The sequence below is a fragment of the Marinobacterium sp. MBR-111 genome (assembly GCF_040547585.1).
In the GTDB taxonomy this organism is placed as follows: domain Bacteria; phylum Pseudomonadota; class Gammaproteobacteria; order Pseudomonadales; family Balneatricaceae; genus Marinobacterium; species Marinobacterium iners.
Genome location: NZ_JBEPQA010000019.1, coordinates 48,866 through 71,658, shown reverse-complemented (window position 1 = coordinate 71,658; position 22,793 = coordinate 48,866). Strand labels below are relative to the sequence as shown.

The following is a 22,793-nucleotide window of genomic DNA, read 5'->3' as shown; positions in this document are numbered from 1 at the left end:
TCACACCCACTCTTGCGAGTCTGTGGGTATTATGCAAATCCCTACTAAATTAGTCAACTATTTGTCCGACATGTTCACCGGGTCTTTGCGCTCCGCTGCAGGACGCAACGTTTCAGGCTCATCCACCGCGGCTTCAAAATCTTCCGACTTCAGCTCAGGCAGCTCCTCGTTGCAATAGCCCGGCTTGAGCTCACACAGCGCCTTACCCATGGTTTCAACCTTGTGATCCATCGCCTGCATGTGATCCAGCAGACAACGAATGGCATGTGCCACCGGATCAGACACTTCACGGGAAACCGCATAGGCATCAAACCCAACCTTATCTGCCATTTGGCGCCGTTTTTGCTCTTCAGGAGAGTCTTCATCGGGGTGGCGTCGAATCACGCGCCCGGGAATACCGACCACTGTGGCATCCGCTGGCACGTCACGCGTAACTACGGCATTGGAGCCAACACGCGCACCCTCGCCGACCATAATGGGACCCAGCACCTTCGCACCTGCACCGCATACCACGTTATTTCCAAGCGTGGGATGGCGCTTCCCCTTATTCCAGGTGGTGCCGCCCAGAGTCACGCCATGATAGAGCGTTACATCATCACCAATCTCGGCGGTTTCCCCGATCACAACCCCCATGCCGTGATCGATGAAAAAACGCCGCCCAATGGTCGCACCTGGATGAATTTCAATACCTGTCAGCCAACGCGCAAGATTGGAAATCATTCGCGCCAGCCATTTCAAGCCCTTGTGCCAGAACCAGTTGGCAATACGGTGAAACCAGATTGCGTGCAGTCCAGGGTAGGCCGTCAACACCTCGAAGGCATTACGTGCAGCAGGATCCCGGTGAAATACCGAGCGAATATCTTCACGAACCTGATCAAACATCGGATTTGTCCTTTTTCACTTGCCCCGAACGGCGCTCGATGGCCGTAAGGATACCGCGTAATACATTCACTTCGACTTTATCCGGCACAGCACGTTGAAGCAGACGTCGCAAGCGGGGCATCAACTGACGCGGGTTATTCGGATCAAGAAACTCAATCTCCACCAACGTACGCTCAAGGTGTTCAAACATCAGTTCCAGCTCACGCTGCTCTGCCAGCTCTATATCCCAGTCAGTCCCCCACTGGGGTCGAGCCGCCTGTTGATCGGCCACTTGTGCCATTCGCAACTCGTAGGTAATAACCTGTACAGCCGCTGCAATATTGAGCGAGCTAAAACTTTCAACAGCCGGGATATGTACATGGTGGTGACAACGCTGCAGTTCCTCGTTGGTCAATCCCCGGTCTTCGCGGCCAAACAGAATGGCAACACGCGCCTTACCTTCGAGCGGAGTCGCGATGGCAGCCAGCTCGCGAGGATTTACCAGCGGCCAGGGAATATGACGCTCACGTGCACTGGTACCGAAAATCAGCCCACAATCCGCCAATGCCTCATCCAGGGTAGACACCACGCGGGCCTTCTCAAGGATATCGGTCGCACCCGAGGCTCTGGCATCGGCATCAGGATGTGGAAAGCTCTTGGGCTCTACCAGACAAAGATCACTGACACCCATATTCTTCATCGCTCGCGCGACACCACCGATATTACCGGGATGGGTTGTGTTAACCAGTACGATTCTGATGTGATCAGACATAGGGAGGCACGCCGTTAAAAGCTGGCTATTCTATCAGAACATCACCGAGTTGCAGACCACCTGTTCAGCGCAGGCTCCGACTAAGCTACAATAGGACTTTGACAACCACGAAGACCGGAAACCGACACTGATGCAACCGATGGTTAATATAGCACTGCGGGCAGCACGACTCGCAGGCGAACAGATTTCCCGCACCCTCGAACGCCTTGACCTGATCAAGTCCGAACAGGCCGATGTTGCTGAGTTCATCAGTGATCTGTGCCAGCAGGCTGAACGCACGATTACCAACACCATTCAAAAGGCGTACCCGCACCACAGCCTGATCGGTGAGTATACGGGTCAACATGCGCCGATTGGTGAAGGCCCAGGCCACTGCGAATGGCATATCAGCCCGATTGACAGCCTGACCAACTTCTCCAACGCCCTGCCAATGTTCGCGCTCAGCATCACCGGTTTCGTCAACGGCAAGGCTGAACACTGCGTGGTACTCAACCCCATGTTTGGCGAAGAGTTCACCGCAAGCCGCGGCAAGGGCGCACAGCTGAACGGCAAGCGCCTGCGAGTAAGCAACCGCACTTCACTGGAAGGCGCCATCATCGGTACCGGCTATCACGCACGCAAGAGCGACAAGCCCTGGCTGGAATCTCATGTTCGAATGATGCAGGAAATCATGCAAGCAGGCGCAACTCTCCACAACAGCGGATCTCCTGTACTTAGCCTGGCCTACACGGCAGCAGGACGGCTGGATGGGTTCTACCAGATCGGTCTCAGCCCTTCAGAGCTGTCGGCAGGACTGCTGCTGATCCGTGAGGCTGGCGGCCTGGTCGGCGACTTCTCTGGGGGCAACAGCTACAGCGAACGCGGCAACCTGGTCACGGCCAACTCCAAGATTCTCAAGGCCTTGCTACGCACACTGCACCCGGCCACTGCCGAAGGGTTACGCTGATTCATTCAGCTCGCTCCTGATCGAGCTTGCTTTAAGCCAAAAAAAACCGCATCCAGGGATGCGGTTTTTTTTCAGCTGCAGATCAGTGAATCTCAGGCATCGAACGGATCACGCAGTACGATGGTCTCGTTACGGTCAGGGCCGGTCGAGATAATATCGATCGGCGCTTCAATCAGCTGCTCAAGACGGGCGATGTATGCCCGCGCATTAGCCGGCAACTCTTCCAGTGTACGTGCACCAAGGGTCGACTCCTGCCAGCCCGGCACGGTCTCGTAAACCGGCTGAATCTGCTCATAGTCTTCACTGCCGTTAAGCGAAGTCACACTGTTGCCGTTACTGTCACGGTAGCCCGTACAGATATTGATCTCTTCAAGACCATCCAGCACATCCAGCTTGGTCAGACAGATACCGGAAACCGAGTTGATCTGAATAGCGTGCTGCAGTGCCACCGCATCAAACCAGCCACAGCGACGAGCACGCCCCGTGGTTGAGCCAAACTCGTGACCGCGCTCAGCCAACCGCTGCCCCACACCACAATGCAGCTCGGTCGGGAAAGGCCCGCCACCAACGCGCGTGGTGTAGGCCTTGGTGATACCCAGAATATAGTCCAGATACAGAGGACCAAAGCCGCTTCCGGTCGAAGTGCCGCCTGCAGTGGTGTTGGACGATGTCACGTAAGGATAGGTGCCGTGATCAATATCCAGCAAGGAGCCCTGTGCGCCCTCAAACATGATGCTCGCACCCTGTTTGCGCAACTGATGCAGCTTGGCCGTCACATCCGTCATCATCGGCACCAGCGTCTTGGCCATTTCCATGGCTTCATCAAACGTTTGCTGGAAATCGACGGCATCTACCTTGTAGTAGTTCTGCAGCACGAAGTTATGGTACTCCAGCACTTCCCGCAGTTTGGTGGCGAAACGCTCAGGATCGGCCATATCACCCAAGCGCAGACCACGCCGGGAGACCTTGTCTTCGTATGCCGGGCCGATACCACGACCAGTAGTACCGATCTTGGCATTGCCGCGCGCCAACTCACGCGCCTGATCCAGCGCAACGTGGTAGGGCAAAATCAACGGACAGGCCGGACTCAGCTGCAGACGCTCACGCACCGGCACACCACGCCCTTCCAGCTCAGCAATTTCCTTCAGCAAAGCCTCCGGTGACAGCACCACTCCGTTGCCGATCAGACAAAGTACATTTTGACGCAGAATACCGGATGGAATCAGGTGCAGGACTGTCTTTTCACCATCAATCACCAGTGTATGGCCTGCGTTATGACCTCCCTGGAAGCGGACTACGGCAGCGACCTGCTCGGTCAGTAGATCAACGATCTTACCCTTGCCTTCATCACCCCACTGGGTGCCCAGAACAACGACGTTTTTACCCATTGCTGTCTCGAATGCTCGTTAGATATCAGAAAAAAATGCGCTCAAAGGTCGATAACGACCCAGTCACCACCCTTTGGAACCAGCTGCCGCCGGAAGCGACTGGGTTCGGAAATCTCACCATCCAGCTGCTGTACAACTCGCTCACCGGAGGTACGCAGCAGACGAATCGCCTGTTGCAACGTCTGATCCTCACCTGCGGGAGCCAGCACAGCGTTGGTGTTGGCAGCAGGCCGGGAAGCAGACAGGTCAATCAAAGTTTTCAGGTCAGCACTGAAGCCGGTTGCCGGGCGGGCACGGCCAAAATCACGACCGATGTTGTCATAACGTCCACCCTTGGCAAGCGCCTGACCATAGCTGGGAGTATATGCCGCGAACACCACACCTGTGTGGTAGTGGTAGCCGCGCAACTCACTCAGATCAAAATAGGTTGATACACCCTCACAGCGCAGCACAACGCGTTGCGCCAATGCGTCCAGCGCATCAACTGCACGCACAAGCTCAACATCGCTGGCAAACAAGTCACGCGCACGCGCCAAGACATCCACCGAGCCATTCAAGCGAGGCAACGTCTGTAACCAGGTAGTTGAGCGATCATCCAGCCCGAGTGCGGCAACAAACCGATCAATTTCAGGCAGTGCCTTGCGCTGCAGCATATCCTGATAGTCAGCCTGCTGCTGTTGATTCAACTGACACAGCTGCATCAGCCGACTGAATACCGCTACATGACCCAGGTCCAGGCTGATTGGCCCGGCAACACCTACCGCCGACAGCGTTTCCAGCATCAGTGCAATCACCTCAACATCACTGTCGGGGCCCGCATGGCCGTAAAGCTCCGCACCCAGCTGGACCGGGTTGCGAGAAGCCAGCATATTGGTGGGATGAGTGTGCAGTACCGAGCCACAGTAGCAGAGGCGGCTAGGGCCTTCCGTACGAAGACGGTGGGCATCAATGCGTGCTACCTGGGGTGTCATGTCAGCGCGTACGCCCAGTGTATGCCCACTGATACCATCGGTGACCTTGAAGGTATTGAGATCCAGATCATGCCCTACGCCAGTCAGCAGGGACTCCAGATGCTCTGCAATGGGCGGCATGACCAGCTCGTAACCCCAGCTATCATAAAGATCCAGCACTTTGCGCCGCATCAGCTCCACCTGCCGCGCCTGTGGCGGCAGCAGCTCCATAATTCCGTCGGGCAGCAACCAGCGATCTGCCAAGGCCATGCATTACTCCGCTGTCATCAGTTGATCTGAATCACAAAAAAACCGGGCACAAACCCGGTTGTTCAACTATACCATGAAACCGGGTGCCAAAGGCACCCGGTTTTGGGCAACAGTCACTTTACCTTATTGGTTTCCGGTCGCACTGTTCAGATAACGGAAGAATTCGCTCTTCGGATCCAGCACGAACAGGTCACCTGCTCCAGAGAAAGCCTCACGGTAGGCATTGAGGCTACGGTAAAAGCCGTAGAACTCAGCATCACGATTAAACGCCTCAGCATAGATTCCCGCTGCCTCGGCATCACCTTCGCCGCGCACAATTTCGGCTTCACGGAAAGCATCCGCCAGGATCACCGTACGCTGACGATCCGCATCAGCACGAATACCCTCGGCAAGCTCCTTACCGCGTGAGCGCAACTCTCGCGCCAAACGCAGACGCTCGGTCCGCATACGCTCATATACGGAGGAAGAAACTTCCTGCGGCAGCTCGATACGCTTGACACGCACATCGATGACTTCGATACCGAGCTCATTCTGCGCCAGCTGGCTCAGTGCACGAATGACCGCACCCATCACCTCTTCACGAGCACCTGAAACCACCTCGGTCAACGTGCGCTCACCGAACTGGTTACGAAGACTGGTTTCGATGCGGCTTGAAAGCAGATCAGCCGCCCGGAACTCGTCACCGGATGTCGCGGTATAGTATTTCTCTACATTATCAATGCGCCACTTGACGAAGGAATCCACGATAAGACGTTTTTTCTCCAGCGTCAGGAACGCCTGTGGACGTGCATCCAACGTCATGATGCGCCCTTCGAACTTGCGAATGGTGTTCACGAACGGAATTTTGAAATGCAGGCCCGGCTTGATATCAGCCTCAACCACCTCACCAAAGCGCAGCTTAATTGCCCGCTCGGTTTCCTTGATGATGTAAACGGACTTGGAGCCCACCATGACGACCAGCAGAAGGGCGATCAGCCCAAACAATGTTGTTGGTTTCATTAGCGCCCCTCCCTCAGGCCAGAGGTTGTCTGAGCACGCTGACGCGCCTCTTGCAGTACCTGCTCAGCCAGCTGATTCAGGGTATTTTCATCCAACCTGACTGGCCTTCCAGACGTATCGCGCAACGGCTGCTGCTCCGTCAAGCGATCCAGTGGCAGGTACATCATGTTATTACCCCCTTCCACATCGACCATCACCTTACCGGTACGGCTCAGCACATCCTGCAAGGTATCGATGTACAGACGCTCACGCGTTACCTCTGGCGCCTTGGTGTACTCGGTCAGAAGTGCCGTGAAGCGACTGGCTTCACCCGTTGCCTTGGCAACAACCTCCTCACGGTAGGCATTGGATTCTTCCATCAAACGCTGCGCCTGACCCCTTGCCTCAGGAATAATACCGTTGGCATAGGCCTGAGCTTCGTTGATTACACGCTGTTCGTCTTCTCGCGCCTTGATCACATCATCAAACGCATCCTGCACCTGGCGAGGTGCCTGAGCATTCTTGATGTTAACCTTGGAGATCTGCAGACCCGTCGAATAATCTTCCATGTAGCGCTGCAAGCGCGCCTGCACCTGCAGGGCGAGGGTGTCACGCCCTTCCGTCAGAATACCGTGCATCTCGGAAGTACCGACCACATGACGCAGCGCCGACTCCGAAGACTGTGCCAGACTGTCGCTCGGGTCACGAATCTTGAGAATGTACATGACCGGGTCCGCCACCACATACTGAACGGTCATATCGACATCAACGATATTTTCATCTTCAGTCAGCATCAACGAGCGATGGTCATAGGAACGGATACGGGTGGTATTCACCTTGGTAACATCATCGATCAGCGGCGGATTCCACTGCAGACCCGGCTGTACCGTGTCGTGGTATTTGCCAAGACGCAGCACGATACCACGCTCCTGCTGGTCGACGGTGTAGAACCCCATACCCGCCCAAAACAGGGCTGCCAGTACGATGATGACAACAAAGAAGCCGCCACCTGCAGCCTTGCTCGGCCCCTTGCCCGAACCGCCACCGGAGCCACCTTTCTTCTTGCCGCCCCCAAAGATACCGCCCAGGCGATCCTGCAGCTTGCGCAGCGCCTCATCGAGATCAGGCGGACCCTGATCATTGCCACCACCACGCTTGCCGCGATTATCACCGCCGCCACTCCAGGGGTCATGGTTATTGCCATTCCCGCCGGGCTCATTCCAGGCCATAGTGCTCTCCGTACTAAACCGCTTGATTAACTGTATTGGATATCATTGTCGCCGCAACCGACCCGCTTAGTCGACCCCTTGCGGCAGGTATTGTTCCTGATCAATCCCCAGACGACTGAGTATCCGTCTGAAATCTTTCACCTGCAGCCTTACCTCCAGCTGCATCTGGCCGCTGTCATCCACCTCTTCAGTAACCACTGCGCCCTGCGCATACAGCTGCGAACGCAGACCTCCCTGCCTTGGAGTCAGGGTCAGCTTCTGGTGGAACATCTCTTCACCCAGGCGTTCGCTGATTGCCGCCAGCAACAGGTCAATACCTTCACCGCTGACCGCCGACACCCACACCCGCCAAGGCACGCCGTTCTCGTCTCGGTCTATGCGCGGCTGCGCATCCGGCAATTGATCAATCTTGTTGTACACCTGTAGTACGGGGACTTCTGCCGCACCGATCTCTTCCAGCACCGCTTCAACCTGCTCAATGTGACCCAGGCGCTCTTCGTCATAGCTATCGATCACGTGCAGCAGAAGACCCGCTTCAGTGGTTTCCTGCAAGGTAGCACGAAAAGCCTCGACCAGCTTGTGCGGCAAGTGACGAATGAATCCCACCGTATCCGCCAGAATAGCCGACCCCACATCAGCCAGCTCAATCTTGCGCAGCGTTGGGTCCAGCGTTGCGAACAGCTGATCAGCCGCATAGACACTGGCCGTAGTTAGACGATTAAACAGGGTAGACTTGCCAGCGTTGGTATACCCCACCAGAGAGATGGTGGGTATTTCCGAGCGTTTTCGTGCCCGCCGCCCCTGCTCACGCTGCTTGCGCACCCTTTCCAGTCGCTTGAGAATGGACTTGATGCGAACGCGTAACAGACGACGGTCGGTTTCGAGCTGGGTTTCACCAGGACCACGCAGGCCGATACCGCCCTTCTGTCGCTCCAGGTGAGTCCAGCCGCGTACTAATCGGGTGGACATGTGCTCGAGCTGAGCCAGCTCAACCTGAAGCTTACCTTCATGGGTGCGCGCACGCTGGGCAAAAATATCCAGAATCAGGCCGGTGCGGTCCAGCACACGACACTGCAGCTCACGCTCCAGATTGCGCTCCTGTGCCGGGCTCAAGGAATGATTGAAGATCACCAGCTCGGCTTCGTGCTCACGCACGAGATTACCAAGTTCCTCCACCTTGCCTTTGCCAAGAAAGAATTTGGGACTGGGATCGGCGCGCGACCCGGTCAGAAATTCAACCGGATCGGCCCCGGCTGACAACGCCAGCTCTTCAAGTTCACGGGGGTTTTCGCGATCTGCCTCACGGGCCAGTTCGATATGGACGAGGATCGCGCGCTCGCCAGATTCAGGACGTTCGAAAAACAATTAATACCTCATTCAGCAGGCTTTTCATCAGCCACGGGCAGCTTGACCGGACGCGAAGGCACTACTGTGGAAATGGCATGTTTATAAACCATCTGACTGACGGTATTTTTCAGCAAAATCACGAACTGATCGAAAGACTCAATCTGTCCCTGCAGCTTGATGCCGTTTACCAGAAAAATGGATACCGGAACGCGTTCCTTACGCAGAACATTAAGATAAGGGTCTTGTAGTGATTGCCCTTTTGACATTGCAAACTCCTTCCAGAATGGATAGCTGTTTATGTAGTTGTAATTAATTCTATTGTTACTGACCCGGCATCATACACCTGTATGCACAGAGTTTGCGCGCGATCATACCGCAATTCATTATATAACGGCAGGGTCCGCGAGTTTCAAGGCATGGGAAACTAAATTCGACGCCTCACTGTCAAGCCAATTCACATCCGGCCAACTGCGCAACCAGGTCAATTGCCGCTTTGCCAACTGTCGCGTAGCCACTACCCCTTTGTAACGCATGGTATCGCGATCATATTCATCGCTGAACCAGGACCACATCTGTCGATAGCCAACACAACGAATTGATGGCATCCGTTCATGCAGATCACCTCGCTCCCATAGCTGCCGCACCTCCTCTTCGAAACCGGCTGCCAGCATCAGATCAAAACGCTGTTCAATTCGCTGATGCAACCTGGAGCGATCCTGCGGCATGAGCGCCAGCGGCAAAATATCAAATGGCAGCTTTGCCTCAGCCTGTTCTCGCCAGTGATCGCTGATCGGCCTGCCCGTCAATTCAAACACCTCCAGCGCCCGCTGCAGCCGCTGAGCATCGGTTGGCTTGAGTCGACGTGCACCCTCGGGATCCACCTCAGCCAGGCGCTTATGCATGGCCGGCCAGCCCAGCTCGGCAGCTTCAGCCTCAAGCCGAGCACGCAATTTCGGATCCGCCTCTGGCAGGTTGGCCAAGCCCTGCTGAAGAGCATTGAAATACAGCATGGTCCCCCCCACCAACAGCGGTATCCGCCCACGCGACTGAATATCGGCAATCTCTGCCAATGCATCCGCCCTGAACTGCGCCGCCGAGTAAGCCTCTGCCGGATCCAGAATATCCACCAGTCTGTGAGGATAGGCTCGCAGCTCATCCGGGGTGGGCTTGGCGGTACCGATATCCATATCTCGGTAGATCATGGCCGAGTCGACGCTGATCAGATCACAGGGCAATGTGTCACACAGCCTCATGGCCAGATCCGTCTTACCCGACGCAGTCGGTCCCATCACAAAAATCACCCGAGGCCGGTTCACGCTCAACTGTTGCATTATTCGCCTCGCATGAAGAGTTTATCCAGTTGCCCCAGGCTCAACTGCGTCCAGGTTGGTCGCCCATGATTGCACTGTCCACTGCGCTCGGTCTGCTCCATATCACGCAGCAGTGCATTCATCTCGGGCAGTGTCAGTTGTCGATTGGCACGTACTGCACCATGACAGGCCATTGTGGCCAAAAGTTCATTCAGATGCGCCTCAATTCGATCACTGGCTCCCACCTGGGACAGATCCGCCAGCACATCACGCAACAACAGCGCCACATCCGCCTTGGCCAAAGCTATCGGCACTTCACGAATCACCAGCGTTTCTTCACCCATACGTTCCAGCCGAAAGCCCAAACGCTCAAAATATTCGGGCTGCTCCTCTGCCAGATCCGCTTCACGACCACTGACAGCCACACTGACCGGAACCAACAGGGGCTGGCTGCGGATACGGTCCTGCTCGAACGCAAGCTTCATGCGTTCGTAAACGATGCGCTCATGTGCCGCATGCATATCCACCAACACCAGCCCCTGTGCATTCTGAGACAGAATATAGATACCGTGTAGCTGCGCCAGCGCATAGCCCAGCGGTGGCATTTCAACCCCCTGCTCGACCGCAGGCATTGCCTGTAAAGGCTGCGGTGCAACACCAGAAGGCCGGTGCAGAGCACCATAGGCACTGATCTGTTCGCGCACCTGTGGACCACTTGGGGAGCGCCCGGCATAGCCCGCAATACCAGACTGAGCTGCATGACCGACAGCCGGACCGACCGCCGCATCATTCATACCCGGCTGGAACCAGCTCGCCGGGGCCGACTGTATTGGCTCTTCGGTCGAGCCGGCAGGCGGAGGAGTATCCTGCGGACGCATGTCTGCAATTACGCGATAAAGGGTGCGGAATATGAAATCGTGTACCAGCCGGCTTTCGCGGAAACGCACCTCATGTTTGGTTGGGTGCACATTGACATCCACCAGCGCCGGATCGAGTTCCAGATACAATACGTAAGCCGGATGACGGCCGTGGTACAGCACATCCTGGTAGGCCTGGCGCACGGCATGGGTCACTACCTTGTCGCGAATAACCCTGCCATTAACGAAGAAATACTGTTGGTCAGGCTGCGCACGGGAAAAGGTTGGCAGCCCCATCCAGCCCCAAAGGCGCAATCCCGATGCTTCGGCCTGCACATCCAGTGCCACTGACTCGGCCACGAACGCCTTGCCCAGCAATTGGGACAGACGTTGCTCACGTGCCGTTTCACTGTCGGCGGCACGCAATTGATGCACTACTTTGCCATTATGGCGCAGGCTAAAACCTACCCGGTAGCAACTCAGGGCCAGCCGTTTCACAACCTCTTCCAGATGGCGGAATTCGGTTTTTTCAGTTTTCAGGAACTTGCGCCGTGCTGGTGTATTGAAAAACAGATCACGTACTTCAACCGTGGTACCGACTGGGTGTGCCGCAGGAATAATTTCTGCCAACATCTCACGCCCCTGGGCAGACACAGCCCACGCACTCTCCTGCTCTGGCGGCCTAGAGGTCAACGTAAGCCGTGATACGGAGCTGATACTGGCCAGCGCCTCGCCACGAAAGCCGAGGCTGCCTACGGCCTCCAGATCTTCAAGCATGCCAATTTTGGAGGTAGCATGCCGGCTCAGCGCCAACGGCAGGTCAGCCTTGTCGATACCGCCACCATTGTCACGCAGACGGATCAGCTTGACACCACCCTGCTCGATATCCAGATCAACTCGATCAGCCCCCGAATCCAGACTGTTTTCCAGCAACTCTTTCACTACGGATGCGGGACGTTCAACGACCTCACCAGCGGCAATCTGGTTGGCCAGCTGAGGGGAAAGAAGATGTATTCGTGTCATCAGAAACCTGAAAGGGTTAGCCGGTCGGGATACGCAATACCTGACCGATGCGGATACTGTCACTACTTAGCTGGTTAGCCTGCCGCAGGCGCTGCAGTGACACTCCATTACGCTGCGCAATGACGGAAAGAGTATCACCCGAGACCACCTTATACAGACGCTCACCACCCGCCAGCTGACTGCCGGACTGTTTTGCCCAGGCGATATAGCTGCCAGTGGGAGGTTTTTCCCAGAAATGACCTGTTATGCCACGAAAGATCGACTGCGCCATCTGCCGCTGATAGCTGGCAGTTTTCAACTTGCGCGCCTCCTCCGGGTTGGAGATGAAGCCGGTTTCAACCAGAATCGAGGGAATATCGGGTGACTTCAACACCACAAAACCGGCCTGCTCAACATGCTTTTTGTGCATGCGCGCAAAGCTGGCCATGTTGGCATGGATTCTGGACGCTACCTGATGACTGTCCTTGCGGCTGGCATTCATCGACATGTCGAGCAAAACGCTGGCCAGTACATCATCCTTGTCACCCAAACTCAGACTGCCCACACCACCGATCAAGTCGGCGCTGTTTTCACGCTGAGCCAGCCAGCGACCCATCTCACTGGTCGCACCTCGGCCAGAAAGCACCCAAACCGAAGCCCCACGGGCGCGAGGATCCTTGAAGGCATCTGCATGAATGGATACAAACAGGTCAGCGTTACTCTTGCGCGCCTTGCCTGTACGGCCACGCAAGCTGATATAGTAGTCTCCGGTACGGGTCAGTACAGCACGGTAGCCACGCTCAGCATCAATCAGGCGCTTGAGCTCCTGAGCGATCTTGATCACCACATCCTTTTCTCTGACTCCGCCAGGACCGATGGCGCCCGGGTCTTCACCGCCATGTCCAGCGTCGATGACCACGACAACATCCCGCTTGTTCTCCTCGCCCGGCACCGGTACAACGGATTTGGTGACGATCGCTTCTTCGCGCATCGCCAGATCCACCACCAATCGATGGCCATACTGTTCATTCGGTTTCAGGTCGAAGCTCTTGGGGCGCACATCACTCTTGAGATCCAGCACAATGCGCAGACCATCACCGCGGGTGCTGTGACGGATTTGACTGACCGGGCTATCTTCCAGCCCAAGATCATTCAGGGAAGCCTGCAACTGGACCTTGTCGATATCAATAACCACTCGATCAGGGCCTGACAGCGTGAACAGTTTATGTTCAACCGGGCCGCTGAGGTCAAACACCAGACGTGTGTTGTCCGGTGCCAGCCAGGCACGAACATTCTGGATTTCCTGCGCTGCCTGAGCAAGCGGCACAAGCAGCAACATCAACAACAGTGAGCTCAGTATGCGCAATGTATTCATCAACCCGTATCCGTATTGCGGATTTTCAACAGTATATCGGCAACAGCGGCCCCTTTTTGAGTATTACTCACCAGACTTAACCTGCGCCCCATGCCATCAACCGTAATCTGGATCTCAAGATCAGGCGTCGGCAGCAGCCCCGCCCCCTTTTCCGGCCATTCGATCAGGCAAAGAGCATCGTTGGCAAAATAGTCTCGGATACCCAGATACTCCAGCTCTTCCGGGTCACTCAAGCGATACAGATCAAAGTGATACACCGGGCCTGTCGGCGTTTCATAGGGCTCGACCAGTGTGTAGGTCGGGCTTTTCACTGAGCCTTGATGACCGCAGCCACGCAGTACACCACGGCTGAACGTGGTTTTCCCCATGCCCAGGTCGCCATGCAAAAAGACTACACCACCGGCATCGGCAGCCTGAGCCAGCTGTTCGCCACAGCGTACCATTTCAGCTTCATCGGCCAGAAAAAACTCCATCCCCTTGTTACCCTCAGTCAAACCCACTGAGCACACGCCTTACTCGGGTGATCAGATCAGTTGCAAGCAGCCCGCGCTCCCCCTGCTCCAGAGCACAGAGGTCAGCGGCACGCGCGTGTACATACACACCGGCACGCGCAGCATCGATGGCACTGAGCCGCTGTGCCCGCAAGGCACCGATGATACCGGAGAGCACATCCCCCATGCCACCACAGGCCATACCCGGATTACCGGCACTGCACAGGTGCATGCCATCACCATCAAAACTGAGGCTACCCGCTCCTTTCAGCACAATCGTACCACCGAGCTGCTGCTGGAGCTCACGTACTGCGTCAAAACGGTTTTGTTGCACCTGTGCGGTTTCCTGTCCCAACAGGCGCGCCGCTTCCCCCGGATGCGGGGTGAGAACCCAGTCGTGACGACCGGCCTGTAGATGTTGGCGCTGCTGTAACAGATTGAGTGCGTCCGCATCCAGAACCAGCGGCTTGCCACTGGCAAGTGCCTTTTGCAGTAATTGATCGGCCCACGCACTTTGCCCCAGGCCGGGGCCTACTACCAGCACATCAGGCCGCTCCAGCAGCGGCTGCAAGTCCTGACCCGAGTTGACCCCTGACGCCATCACCTCCGGTGCCCGGGTCAGCGCCGCGGTTACATGCTCGGGCCTTGTCGCCAGCGATACCAGCCCCGCACCACTGCGCGCAGCGGCCTCAGCTGCCATCAAAGCAGCTCCGCCCATGCCGTAATCGCCACCGATTACCAACACATGCCCAAACAGCCCCTTATGCGACGACCGTCTGCGTGGCGGCAGCAATTTGGCCAGATCGTCGCGATCGGTACGAAAAGCGCTGGGCGATATCTCCTCATACACTTCATCAGGTAACAGCAGCCCATCAAATTTAAGCTCACCACAATGGTCCACACCGGCATGGGTCAACAGCCCCTGCTTGAGGGCAATAAAGGTAACCGTCATATCTGCCCTGACCGCCACCCCCAGTACGGCACCGGTATCACTGCAGAGGCCTGAAGGAATATCCACCGACAGTACGGGCCGATGACTTCGATTGATATGTGTGATCAACTCAGCTGCTTCACCACTGACTTCACCGCTAATACCCGTCCCCAGAAGCGCATCTACCAACACTTCACCGGCCAACTCCATGCCAGGCCGCCAGCACTGCAACTGCACCCCCACCGCGTCCGCCCAGCGCCAGGCGTCCAGCGCCTCACCCTGCAAACGATCAACGTAATCTTCCGCCAGCACCAGCAGTTGAACCTGAATGCCCTGTTGCCAGGCCAGACCAGCCATAATCAAGCCGTCGCCACCATTATTCCCGGTACCACAGACGATGGTCAGACTGCGCACTCCCGGCCAGCGCCCCAACAGTTCGGCAAAGGCGGCATGACCTGCTCGCTGCATCAGCCGAAAACCGGGGACAGCGAACTGCTCTATTGCGGTTCGATCCAGGGCACGACTCTGGGCAGCCGTGTATAATGCACCGGGCAGGTCTGATCTGCTCATGATTCACGAACTCCTTTTTGTTATCAGTTCATTATAGTGGATGGACTGAGCGCCATGGCAACCGGTTCCCCATGTCTGACTATACAACCGCACAACTGCAACAGCTCAGCCTGGCCCTTAAAGAAAAGGCCCGAGAACTGGGGTTTCACGATTGCGCGATTACCCTGCCCGACGCCAGTGCCGAAAGTGAGTCCTACACGCGATGGCTTGAAGCAGGCTACCAGGCCGATATGGCGTACCTGAACGAAAACCTGGACAAGCGCTTCGATCCAACATTGCTGCTGCCAGGCACACGCCGCATCATCATGCTGCGAATGGATTATCTGCCGACAGAAGCCCCGATCACCGGCGTATTGCGCAACCCTGACAAGGCTTACATCGCCCGCTACACGCTTGGGCGCGACTATCACAAACTGATGCGCAAGCGGCTGAAGCAGCTGGGCCAGTGGTTTAACAGCCAGATAGAGGGAATCGAAGTACAGTTCAGACCCTTTGTGGACAGTGCCCCGGTGCTGGAGCGGCCACTGGCTCGCAATGCCGGGCTGGGCTGGATCGGCAAACACACTCTGCTGCTCAATCGCCATGCAGGTTCATGGTTCCTGCTGGGGGAGCTGTTCATCGACCTGCCTCTGCCTGTGGACGCACCTGAGACAGAGCAGCACTGTGGCCGCTGCCGCGCCTGTCTGGATGTCTGCCCAACAAACGCCTTTCCCGAACCTTACGTACTGGATGCCCGCCGCTGTATTTCGTATCTGACCATTGAGCACAAGGGCAGCATCCCGCACGAGCTTCGACCCCTGATGGGCAATCGTATTTTTGGCTGTGACGACTGCCAGCTGATCTGCCCCTGGAACCGCTTTGCCCGCCGCTCCAGCGAACCTGACTTTCAGCCCCGTCATGGACTCGACACGGCATCGCTGCTGGAACTGTTTCTTTGGGACGAGACCACTTTCCTGAAACGTACTGAGGGGTCGGCGATTCGCCGTACCGGTTATGAAGGCTGGCAGCGAAATCTGGCGGTTGCGCTGGGCAACAGCAATGGAGGTGACGCTGTCATGGAAGCACTGCGCAACCGCCGAGCAACAGCCTCAGAGATGCTGATCGAACATATCGACTGGGCCCTGCAGCAGCTGAGCGAACGCCATGCACCACGCTCGCTGCCGCTGCTCGATCACCCCGGCGCAGGCCGCTTGCCCGAGTAGATCGACCACAGCCCCGACATCAAAGGCGGAAGAAATGCCGACGATAGTGGCGCAGCTCTTCGATCGACTCGCGGATATCATCAAGCGCCAAATGCGCGCCCTGCTTTTTGAAGCCATCCAGAATGCCGGGCTTCCAGCGCTTGGCCAGCTCCTTGATCGTGCTCACATCAAGGTTTCGGTAATGGAAGAAAGCCTCCAGGTCAGGCATATGACGCCAGAGAAAGCGGCGATCCTGACCAATACTATTGCCGCACATGGGTGATGCACCCTTTTCACTGTATTGCAGCAGAAATGCCAGCATCTGCTGTTCCGCCTCGGCCTCGGATATAGTGCTGGCACGCACCCTGTCAGTCAGCCCGGACTGGCCATGCTGGCGGGTACACCACTCATCCATGCGCGACAATACGGCGTCTGGCTGGTGTACCGCGATCACCGGCCCCTCCGCAATCAGATTCAGATCCGCATCCGTCACGATGGCAGCCATTTCAATGATCCGGTCTGTGTCCGGATTCAGGCCGGTCATTTCCAGATCCACCCAAACCAGATTTTCCTTCAGCGCCATGCACCCTTTCTCCCCTGGCAATACTGTCAATTTTTCTCGGATTAGAATACCTTAGCACGTCAATGAATAAAGCTGTGAGCGAGTGATACCCGCAGGATGGGAAAACGCAAGGTTAATCGTCGCCAGGCTTGGCGCATCGACAAGATTCAGTCTGAACGGGCTGCCCGCGCAGAGCGTAAAGACGCCCTGATTGAAGATCAGCTGGAAGGGGGTGAACTGGGCCCTGAGCAGCATGGTCTGATCATTTCCCACTTTGGCCGCCAGGTCGATGTGGAGGCACTTGAGGGTGAGAGCAAGGGCGAGATCCTGCGTTGCCATCTGCGTACCCATCTGGGCCAACTGGTCACAGGCGACCGCGTCATCTGGCGTCGTTCCCCTGACAGCGGTGTTGTAGTGGCCGCACTTGATCGTCACAGTGAACTGCTGCGCCCCAACAACCATGGCGAATTGAAACCGGTCGCTGCCAACATCGACTTTATCGTCATTGTTATCGCCGTGGAGCCTTATGCGCATGCCAACCTGATTGATCGCTATCTGGTTGCGGCCGAGGCCAGCGACATTGAGCCGGTGCTGCTGCTGAACAAGGCCGATCTGCTCAATGACGAGAACCGCCAGCGGCTTGAGCCTCTGCTGGAGCAGTACCGTTCACTCGGCTACCGCACGCTGCAGGCATCGACGGCCAGCAGCCATGGCCTGGATGAATTGAAGGCCCTGCTGGCCGATCACATCAGCGTGTTTGTAGGCCAGTCCGGCGTGGGCAAATCATCCCTGATCAACAGCCTGCTTCCCGGTGCCGATCTGCGTGTCGGCGCACTTTCAGAACAGTCCCGCAAGGGCAAACACACTACCACCACTGCACGGCTGTTCCACTTCCCGGATGGCGGGGATCTGATTGACTCACCCGGCATCCGCGAATTCGGCCTCTGGCACATGACTGAAGATCAGGTGCTCAGCGGCTTTCGAGAATTGGCGGATCTGCAGGGGCACTGTCGCTTCAGAGACTGCCGGCACGAGCAGGAGCCCGGGTGCGCATTCCTTGAAGCGGTCGATAACGGCAGTATCAGTGAGCAGCGCTTCAACAGCTACCGCCAGATTCTCAATTCCATGCAGGACAACCGCTGAACGATGGAGGACTCGGCACAGTCATGAGCAGCACCCCATGCCTCTACGGGTCCGAAGCCTGGACCGAGTATCTGGCCGAACGCACCCTGCCGGTCCGGGTCAGCATACTGACCCGATTCAAGCGCCTGCTGCAGGATGACAACACAACGCTGCAACAGTTGTCGCAACTGATCCGTTCCGACCCAGTACTGAGCCTTCAGGTCACGCGCATTGCGCAAAAATTACATGCTGCCAAGGGCTCAAGCGTTACCAGCATCGACCACGCTGTCAACTCAGTGGGGCTCGATCAACTAGCCTTGCTAGCAGAGGGCCTGCAAAGCCTCAAGATCAGCCCACGCAACATGCAGCAAAAAATGTACTTCCGTGCCATCGCCGACAGCCTGCACGCTTCCAGCCAGGCAGCCGAACTGTGCCGGCAACGCGGATTGCCTTTCGTCGAGGAGGTACGGCTGGCTGCTCTGCTGTATGGCTTTGGTCACTGGCTGCTGTGGCTGCATGCGCCGCTACACAAGCATGAATATCAGAAAAAGGTACTGCTGGAAAAAGTGGATGTTGCACTGGCAGAGCAGGATGTGTTTGGTTGCACGGTACAGGCACTCAGTGCCGAGTTGGCAAAACACTGGGGCCTGCCAGAGCTTACTCTGGCTGCGCTGGACCACGACACCTCCCCATCGCGTTCCGACCTGCAGCTGCTGCATCGTCGCGCCTTGAAAGACCCCAGACTGGGCCAACTGGAACAACGCGAAATCAATCAGCTGACTCAGGAGCGCTTTTTCCCGGTCAAACTGGGCAACTGGCTGGCTCTGACCAGCACCCGCGGCTGGCAAAGCAAGAAAACTCTTCGCCTCTACGACATCGCCGCCGACTTTCTGAGCTGGCCACGCGACAGACTGGTCGCACAGCTGCACCAGACCTGTGCCGAGGCCTCACGCCAGTATCATGTACCCGGAACCCTGAGCCCGGCAGCACAGATGCTTTTTCTTCCCTCTGAAGAAACCCTCTCGGGGCTGATCGAGAGCCGGGAACTGCAACAACTTAAGCAGCATTACCCGCCACCCGAGAAACCCGTGCTCAAGAAACCCGAGCCGCCCCACGAAGAGCACCATACACGTGAGCGCCCCGCAGTCACCACTCATGCGAGTGAGGGTCTCTACACACAGATCCTGCAGCGTCTTCAGGATGGCTATTCACTCTATACCAAGCCGGCACACATACTGCAGGCGTTGCTGCAGGGGTTACACCAGGGCCTCGGTATTGGTCGCATAGCCCTGTTGCTGATCAACCCTAAAAAACGGCTTTTACACTGTGCTCGCACGCTGGGGATAGCTGATACGGCGGCGATCAACCAGCTCATAATCGACATCGAAATTCCGAGCCTGTTCAAGCGCCTGACCGACAAGCCTGCCGGCATATGGCTGGACAGAGCCAAACGCAAAACCCTGCGCCCGATGCTGCCGGATCCCTTTATTGAGGCGGCACACAGCGGTGATTATTTGCTGATGTCTGTTTTCCACAAGGGCGAGCCGCTGGCGATACTGTATGCCGATGACGGCGATGATGCCGAGCATCTGTCGGAGTTCCAGTATGAGCAATTCCGCCAGCTCTGCGCCGCGGCAACCCTTGCGTTGAAACGTCTCTAGGCAGAGCCTTTGAGACTTATCGCAGGCTTCGTTATGATCAACTCCATCACATCCGAACGGTCGTCCATACTATGCTGACACTCCCTCTGGTGGTTGAGCCGCTGGCGTTACAGGCTCAACTGAGCCACCCTGACCTGCTGATCATCGACCTCTCCAGCCAGGAACATTACGATCGGGGCCATGTACCCAGCGCTGTTCGGCTGGATGCGGCCAAACTTTTGCGAGGTACTGGCCCCGTCCCCAACCTGATACCGACCGAAGAGCAGCTTACCGATCTGTGCTCAGAGCTTGGCATCCGCCCCGAAACCCAGGTCGTTGCCTATGATGACCAGATGGGCCCCTGGGCTGGACGACTGGTCTGGACACTTAACTGCATCGGTCACAGCCACGCATCGGTTTTGAACGGGCAACTGCCCGCCTGGCAGGCAGCTGGTCTTGAGCTGGAGACATCGGCCAATATCCCAACCCCAGCCATACGCCAGGTCAGTTTCAGCCGTCCCGAACTGCTCATGAGCGCTCAGGACATTGTGGCCGCTCTGGAACAGGAGCGGTTGACCGTGTGGGATGCTCGCTCGGCTGCCGAATTTTCCGGTGAAAAAGTGGTCAATGCCCTCAAGGGCGGACATATACCGGGGGCACGCCATCTGGAGTGGACCGATCTAGTGCAGCCTGGCCCAGTGCCGCGGCTGAAGCCCGTAGCCGAACTGAAGCAACTGTTGCAACAGGCTGGCATCAGCCTTGACCAACCCGTCGTGACCCATTGCCAGACCCATCGACGCTCGGGTCTCACCTGGCTGGTCGGCACCTGGCTGGGCATGCAACAGCTTTCCTGCTACGACGGCTCATGGTTTGAATGGGGCAACCGCCCCGAACTGCCCGTTGAACAATCCACTACTGCATAAGTGAAATTCGCGTTGAAAGATACATTGTTTATTCTGCTGCAACACCTCCTGCCACAGCATCTGCTGTCGCGACTGGTCGGGCGCCTCGCCGAGTGCCGCACCCCCTGGTTCAAAAACCTGTTTATCAACTGGTTCCGCAAACGCTACGGCGTAGACATGAGTGAGGCCCTGCAGCCCGATCCTGAAGCATACGAACACTTCAATGCCTTTTTTACACGCGCCCTGAAACCCGATGCGCGTATTCTGGACACAACACCGGGCGCCGTGCTGTCACCGGCCGATGGCGCCATCAGTCAGCTGGGCAAGATTGAGCATGGCCGCATTTTTCAGGCCAAGGGACGCGGCTATGCCCTGACAACCCTGCTGGGCGGGGATGCAAGGCGCGCCGAACCCTTCATCAATGGCGAGTTCGCAACCATCTATCTGTCACCGCGTGATTATCACCGTGTACACATGCCATTGACGGGGACGCTGAAGGAAACGGTCTATATTCCGGGTGATCTATACTCGGTCAATGGCACTACGGCCGAGGGTGTCGATAACCTCTTTGCCCGTAATGAGCGCCTGGTAGCCATCTTTGAAACTGAGCTGGGCCCCATGGCAATGGTGCTGGTGGGCGCTATGATCGTAGCCGGTATCGAAACCGTCTGGAACGGGCAAGTCGCACCGCTTCCACGTCAGCCATTGAGACTGGACCGATTTGATTCGACCACCCCGCCACAGCTTGAAAAGGGTGCCGAGATGGGCCGATTCAAGCTGGGGTCAACCGTCATTCTGCTGTTCCCCAAAGACAGTATGAACTGGCAGGACACACTCAAGGCCGGCAGCGCGGTTCACATGGGTGAGCAACTGGGTCAGGCAGCGCAGAACCAATAGCCCTGCCAATTGTCGGCTGATAGGCGCTGGCCGATGCATTACACTGCAACCAGATCAGGTCGCAACGGAGAAAAGCATGAATACACATTGGGTTAATCGGCTCAAGCAGCCGGAGTTCGAACTGGAAGGCAACAGACTGATCAAGGTGCCGTCTGCCGAGCACAGTACCCATTATGTGCCCCTGACCGACTACAGCATTATTTCAGTGAAAGGACCTGATGCTCACAAGTTCCTTCAGGGACAGCTGACCTGTGACCTGAGCGAAGTGGACCGTATGGGGGCCTTGCCTGGTGCTCATTGCAATATCAAGGGCCACATGCACAGCCTGTATCAGGTGATGCGTGCCAGCGACTCGGGCTATTGGCTGCGTATTCGAACCGACATGGCTGAAAATGCCCTCACACTGCTCAAGAAATACATTGTTTTCTCCAAGGCAGAGGCCGAACTGGAAGAAGACCTGATCGGCATAGGGCTGCAGGGCCCCAACGCATCCGAGATTGGCGACCGCTTGAGTAGCGCCTTCGGGATTGCACACCTGCTGGTCACGGAGCGCCCCGGAGCCCGGCGTGAATGCTGGTTTGAAACCCGGCTGATGCCACAAGTGCTGGAACTGGTAGAGCAGAGCGCCAGCCCTGCACAGCGCAATGACTGGGAACTTCTTGAAATTGATGCGGGCGTACCCGAGCTGGCACCTCTCACCTCTGAGGCATTCATTCCCCAGATGACAAATCTGCAAGCCCTTAACGGCGTCAGTTTCACCAAAGGGTGCTACACCGGACAGGAGATCGTCACCCGCCTGCAGCATCGCGGTCAGCTAAAAAAACCGATGTACCTTGCTGAGGTCCACTGCAAAGACGCCCCCAATCCGGGCGATACACTGGCTTCTGAACAGAAAGACAGTGTGGGTCAAGTCGTGCGTGCAGCCCATATTCCAGGCGGTTACAGGCTGCTGGCTGTCATCGCCAAGGATCAGGCTGAAAATCAGCCACTGCATCTGGGTAACCCCGAGGGGCCATTGCTCCAACTGCTACCGCTGCCTTACGAGCTGGATCCAGCTTTATTCCAGAGCAAGCGCTGATCAGTACAACTCCAAACTTGGGCGTGCATCACGTTTATTGATGTACACCCAAGTGTATAAAACAGTTTTTTGTTATTCTCACACTGTACTGAACAGATTCACAAAGCCTTAAATCTGGTTTTTTTACGGAACGA

21 protein-coding genes are annotated in these 22,793 nt (G+C 56.7%); 7 read left to right on the top strand and 14 right to left on the bottom strand.

Translation table 11 applies throughout. The features are described 5' to 3' along the window. Positions 1-57: 57 nt before the first annotated feature. A complete protein-coding gene (gene cysE, locus ABIE61_RS13440) occupies positions 58-882 on the bottom strand; it encodes a serine O-acetyltransferase (RefSeq protein WP_354410304.1) in 825 nt (274 codons plus the stop codon). Beyond that, entirely contained in the window at positions 875-1,633 is a 759-nt protein-coding gene (locus ABIE61_RS13435; RefSeq protein ID WP_354410302.1) for an RNA methyltransferase, read from the bottom strand. The genes cysE and ABIE61_RS13435 overlap by 8 nt, the downstream gene beginning before the upstream one ends. Positions 1,634-1,763: 130 nt before the next feature. Between ABIE61_RS13435 and ABIE61_RS13430 the strand changes: the two genes are divergently transcribed. Beyond that, positions 1,764-2,579 carry an inositol monophosphatase family protein gene (locus tag ABIE61_RS13430; RefSeq protein ID WP_091827804.1) on the top strand — a complete coding sequence of 272 codons (816 nt, stop codon included), beginning with the start codon at positions 1,764-1,766 and terminating at the stop codon, positions 2,577-2,579. 92 nt (positions 2,580-2,671) lie between these two features. Here the strand turns inward: ABIE61_RS13430 and ABIE61_RS13425 are convergent, their stop codons facing one another. The 11 genes from ABIE61_RS13425 to ABIE61_RS13375 all read right to left on the bottom strand — a co-directional run bounded on the left by ABIE61_RS13425 (position 2,672) and on the right by ABIE61_RS13375 (position 15,277). After that, the gene (locus tag ABIE61_RS13425) at positions 2,672-3,967 is read right to left on the bottom strand and encodes an adenylosuccinate synthase (RefSeq protein ID WP_354410298.1); all 1,296 of its coding nucleotides are present in this window, start codon (positions 3,965-3,967) and stop codon (positions 2,672-2,674) included. Positions 3,968-4,008: 41 nt separating this feature from the next. After that, the gene (locus ABIE61_RS13420) at positions 4,009-5,187 is read right to left on the bottom strand and encodes an ATP phosphoribosyltransferase regulatory subunit (protein ID WP_354410296.1); all 1,179 of its coding nucleotides are present in this window, start codon (positions 5,185-5,187) and stop codon (positions 4,009-4,011) included. A gap of 123 nt (positions 5,188-5,310) precedes the next feature. Then, a complete protein-coding gene (hflC, locus tag ABIE61_RS13415; protein WP_091827807.1) occupies positions 5,311-6,186 on the bottom strand; it encodes a protease modulator HflC in 876 nt (291 codons plus the stop codon). After that, complete coding sequence (hflK, locus tag ABIE61_RS13410; protein ID WP_091827808.1) at positions 6,186-7,394, bottom strand: FtsH protease activity modulator HflK; 1,209 nt, start codon at positions 7,392-7,394, stop codon at positions 6,186-6,188. The genes hflC and hflK overlap by 1 nt, the downstream gene beginning before the upstream one ends. A gap of 66 nt (positions 7,395-7,460) precedes the next feature. Then, positions 7,461-8,759: a ribosome rescue GTPase HflX gene (hflX, locus tag ABIE61_RS13405; RefSeq protein WP_354410291.1), complete on the bottom strand. Its 1,299-nt coding sequence runs from the start codon at positions 8,757-8,759 to the stop codon at positions 7,461-7,463. An 8-nt stretch (positions 8,760-8,767) separates the two neighbouring features. Continuing rightward, positions 8,768-9,007, bottom strand: a complete 240-nt coding sequence (gene hfq, locus ABIE61_RS13400; protein ID WP_091827810.1) for an RNA chaperone Hfq — start codon at positions 9,005-9,007, stop codon at positions 8,768-8,770. A 117-nt stretch (positions 9,008-9,124) separates the two neighbouring features. Next, on the bottom strand, positions 9,125-10,030 hold the full coding sequence (gene miaA / locus ABIE61_RS13395; RefSeq protein WP_354410287.1) for a tRNA (adenosine(37)-N6)-dimethylallyltransferase MiaA: 906 nt from the start codon (positions 10,028-10,030) through the stop codon (positions 9,125-9,127). Between the two features lie 41 nt (positions 10,031-10,071). Beyond that, positions 10,072-11,931, bottom strand: coding sequence for a DNA mismatch repair endonuclease MutL (gene mutL / locus ABIE61_RS13390; protein WP_354410284.1), 1,860 nt, complete (start codon positions 11,929-11,931; stop codon positions 10,072-10,074). Positions 11,932-11,947: 16 nt separating this feature from the next. Then, the gene (locus ABIE61_RS13385; protein WP_206835578.1) at positions 11,948-13,285 is read right to left on the bottom strand and encodes an N-acetylmuramoyl-L-alanine amidase; all 1,338 of its coding nucleotides are present in this window, start codon (positions 13,283-13,285) and stop codon (positions 11,948-11,950) included. Next, positions 13,285-13,758: a tRNA (adenosine(37)-N6)-threonylcarbamoyltransferase complex ATPase subunit type 1 TsaE gene (gene tsaE / locus ABIE61_RS13380; protein ID WP_354410328.1), complete on the bottom strand. Its 474-nt coding sequence runs from the start codon at positions 13,756-13,758 to the stop codon at positions 13,285-13,287. Before tsaE ends, ABIE61_RS13385 begins: the two co-directional genes overlap by 1 nt. 13 nt (positions 13,759-13,771) lie before the next feature. Beyond that, on the bottom strand, positions 13,772-15,277 hold the full coding sequence (locus ABIE61_RS13375; protein WP_354410281.1) for an NAD(P)H-hydrate dehydratase: 1,506 nt from the start codon (positions 15,275-15,277) through the stop codon (positions 13,772-13,774). Between the two features lie 71 nt (positions 15,278-15,348). Here ABIE61_RS13375 and queG point away from each other — a divergent pair, with 71 nt between their 5' ends. Continuing rightward, positions 15,349-16,479: a tRNA epoxyqueuosine(34) reductase QueG gene (gene queG, locus ABIE61_RS13370; protein WP_354410278.1), complete on the top strand. Its 1,131-nt coding sequence runs from the start codon at positions 15,349-15,351 to the stop codon at positions 16,477-16,479. A gap of 19 nt (positions 16,480-16,498) precedes the next feature. On the opposite strand, the gene orn is transcribed toward queG, so the two are convergent. Beyond that, the gene (gene orn, locus ABIE61_RS13365) at positions 16,499-17,041 is read right to left on the bottom strand and encodes an oligoribonuclease (protein ID WP_354410275.1); all 543 of its coding nucleotides are present in this window, start codon (positions 17,039-17,041) and stop codon (positions 16,499-16,501) included. 96 nt (positions 17,042-17,137) lie between these two features. Between orn and rsgA the strand changes: the two genes are divergently transcribed. From rsgA to ygfZ, 5 genes are all read left to right on the top strand, one after another. Then, on the top strand, positions 17,138-18,163 hold the full coding sequence (gene rsgA, locus ABIE61_RS13360; RefSeq protein WP_091827817.1) for a small ribosomal subunit biogenesis GTPase RsgA: 1,026 nt from the start codon (positions 17,138-17,140) through the stop codon (positions 18,161-18,163). 23 nt (positions 18,164-18,186) lie between these two features. Next, positions 18,187-19,803 carry an HDOD domain-containing protein gene (locus ABIE61_RS13355; RefSeq protein WP_354410272.1) on the top strand — a complete coding sequence of 539 codons (1,617 nt, stop codon included), beginning with the start codon at positions 18,187-18,189 and terminating at the stop codon, positions 19,801-19,803. Positions 19,804-19,874: 71 nt separating this feature from the next. Then, the gene (locus ABIE61_RS13350) at positions 19,875-20,705 is read left to right on the top strand and encodes a sulfurtransferase (protein ID WP_206835588.1); all 831 of its coding nucleotides are present in this window, start codon (positions 19,875-19,877) and stop codon (positions 20,703-20,705) included. Positions 20,706-20,717: 12 nt separating this feature from the next. Continuing rightward, on the top strand, positions 20,718-21,581 hold the full coding sequence (gene asd / locus ABIE61_RS13345; protein ID WP_354410268.1) for an archaetidylserine decarboxylase: 864 nt from the start codon (positions 20,718-20,720) through the stop codon (positions 21,579-21,581). Positions 21,582-21,657: 76 nt separating this feature from the next. Continuing rightward, positions 21,658-22,659 (top strand): CAF17-like 4Fe-4S cluster assembly/insertion protein YgfZ, encoded by a 1,002-nt coding sequence (gene ygfZ / locus ABIE61_RS13340; protein WP_354410266.1) that lies wholly within the window; start codon positions 21,658-21,660, stop codon positions 22,657-22,659. The last annotated feature ends 134 nt before the right edge of the window (positions 22,660-22,793 follow it).

Coding starts and splice junctions, on each gene's coding strand:
- cysE (WP_354410304.1), bottom strand. CDS start 882: ATGTTTGATCAGGTTCGTGAAGATATTCGCTCGGTATTTCACCGGGAT.
- ABIE61_RS13435 (WP_354410302.1), bottom strand. CDS start 1,633: ATGTCTGATCACATCAGAATCGTACTGGTTAACACAACCCATCCCGGT.
- ABIE61_RS13430 (WP_091827804.1), top strand. CDS start 1,764: ATGCAACCGATGGTTAATATAGCACTGCGGGCAGCACGACTCGCAGGC.
- ABIE61_RS13425 (WP_354410298.1), bottom strand. CDS start 3,967: ATGGGTAAAAACGTCGTTGTTCTGGGCACCCAGTGGGGTGATGAAGGC.
- ABIE61_RS13420 (WP_354410296.1), bottom strand. CDS start 5,187: ATGGCCTTGGCAGATCGCTGGTTGCTGCCCGACGGAATTATGGAGCTG.
- hflC (WP_091827807.1), bottom strand. CDS start 6,186: ATGAAACCAACAACATTGTTTGGGCTGATCGCCCTTCTGCTGGTCGTC.
- hflK (WP_091827808.1), bottom strand. CDS start 7,394: ATGGCCTGGAATGAGCCCGGCGGGAATGGCAATAACCATGACCCCTGG.
- hfq (WP_091827810.1), bottom strand. CDS start 9,007: ATGTCAAAAGGGCAATCACTACAAGACCCTTATCTTAATGTTCTGCGT.
- miaA (WP_354410287.1), bottom strand. CDS start 10,030: ATGGGACCGACTGCGTCGGGTAAGACGGATCTGGCCATGAGGCTGTGT.
- mutL (WP_354410284.1), bottom strand. CDS start 11,931: ATGACACGAATACATCTTCTTTCCCCTCAGCTGGCCAACCAGATTGCC.
- ABIE61_RS13385 (WP_206835578.1), bottom strand. CDS start 13,285: ATGAATACATTGCGCATACTGAGCTCACTGTTGTTGATGTTGCTGCTT.
- tsaE (WP_354410328.1), bottom strand. CDS start 13,758: ATGGAGTTTTTTCTGGCCGATGAAGCTGAAATGGTACGCTGTGGCGAA.
- ABIE61_RS13375 (WP_354410281.1), bottom strand. CDS start 15,277: ATGAGCAGATCAGACCTGCCCGGTGCATTATACACGGCTGCCCAGAGT.
- queG (WP_354410278.1), top strand. CDS start 15,349: ATGTCTGACTATACAACCGCACAACTGCAACAGCTCAGCCTGGCCCTT.
- orn (WP_354410275.1), bottom strand. CDS start 17,041: ATGGCGCTGAAGGAAAATCTGGTTTGGGTGGATCTGGAAATGACCGGC.
- rsgA (WP_091827817.1), top strand. CDS start 17,138: ATGGGAAAACGCAAGGTTAATCGTCGCCAGGCTTGGCGCATCGACAAG.
- ABIE61_RS13355 (WP_354410272.1), top strand. CDS start 18,187: ATGAGCAGCACCCCATGCCTCTACGGGTCCGAAGCCTGGACCGAGTAT.
- ABIE61_RS13350 (WP_206835588.1), top strand. CDS start 19,875: ATGCTGACACTCCCTCTGGTGGTTGAGCCGCTGGCGTTACAGGCTCAA.
- ygfZ (WP_354410266.1), top strand. CDS start 21,658: ATGAATACACATTGGGTTAATCGGCTCAAGCAGCCGGAGTTCGAACTG.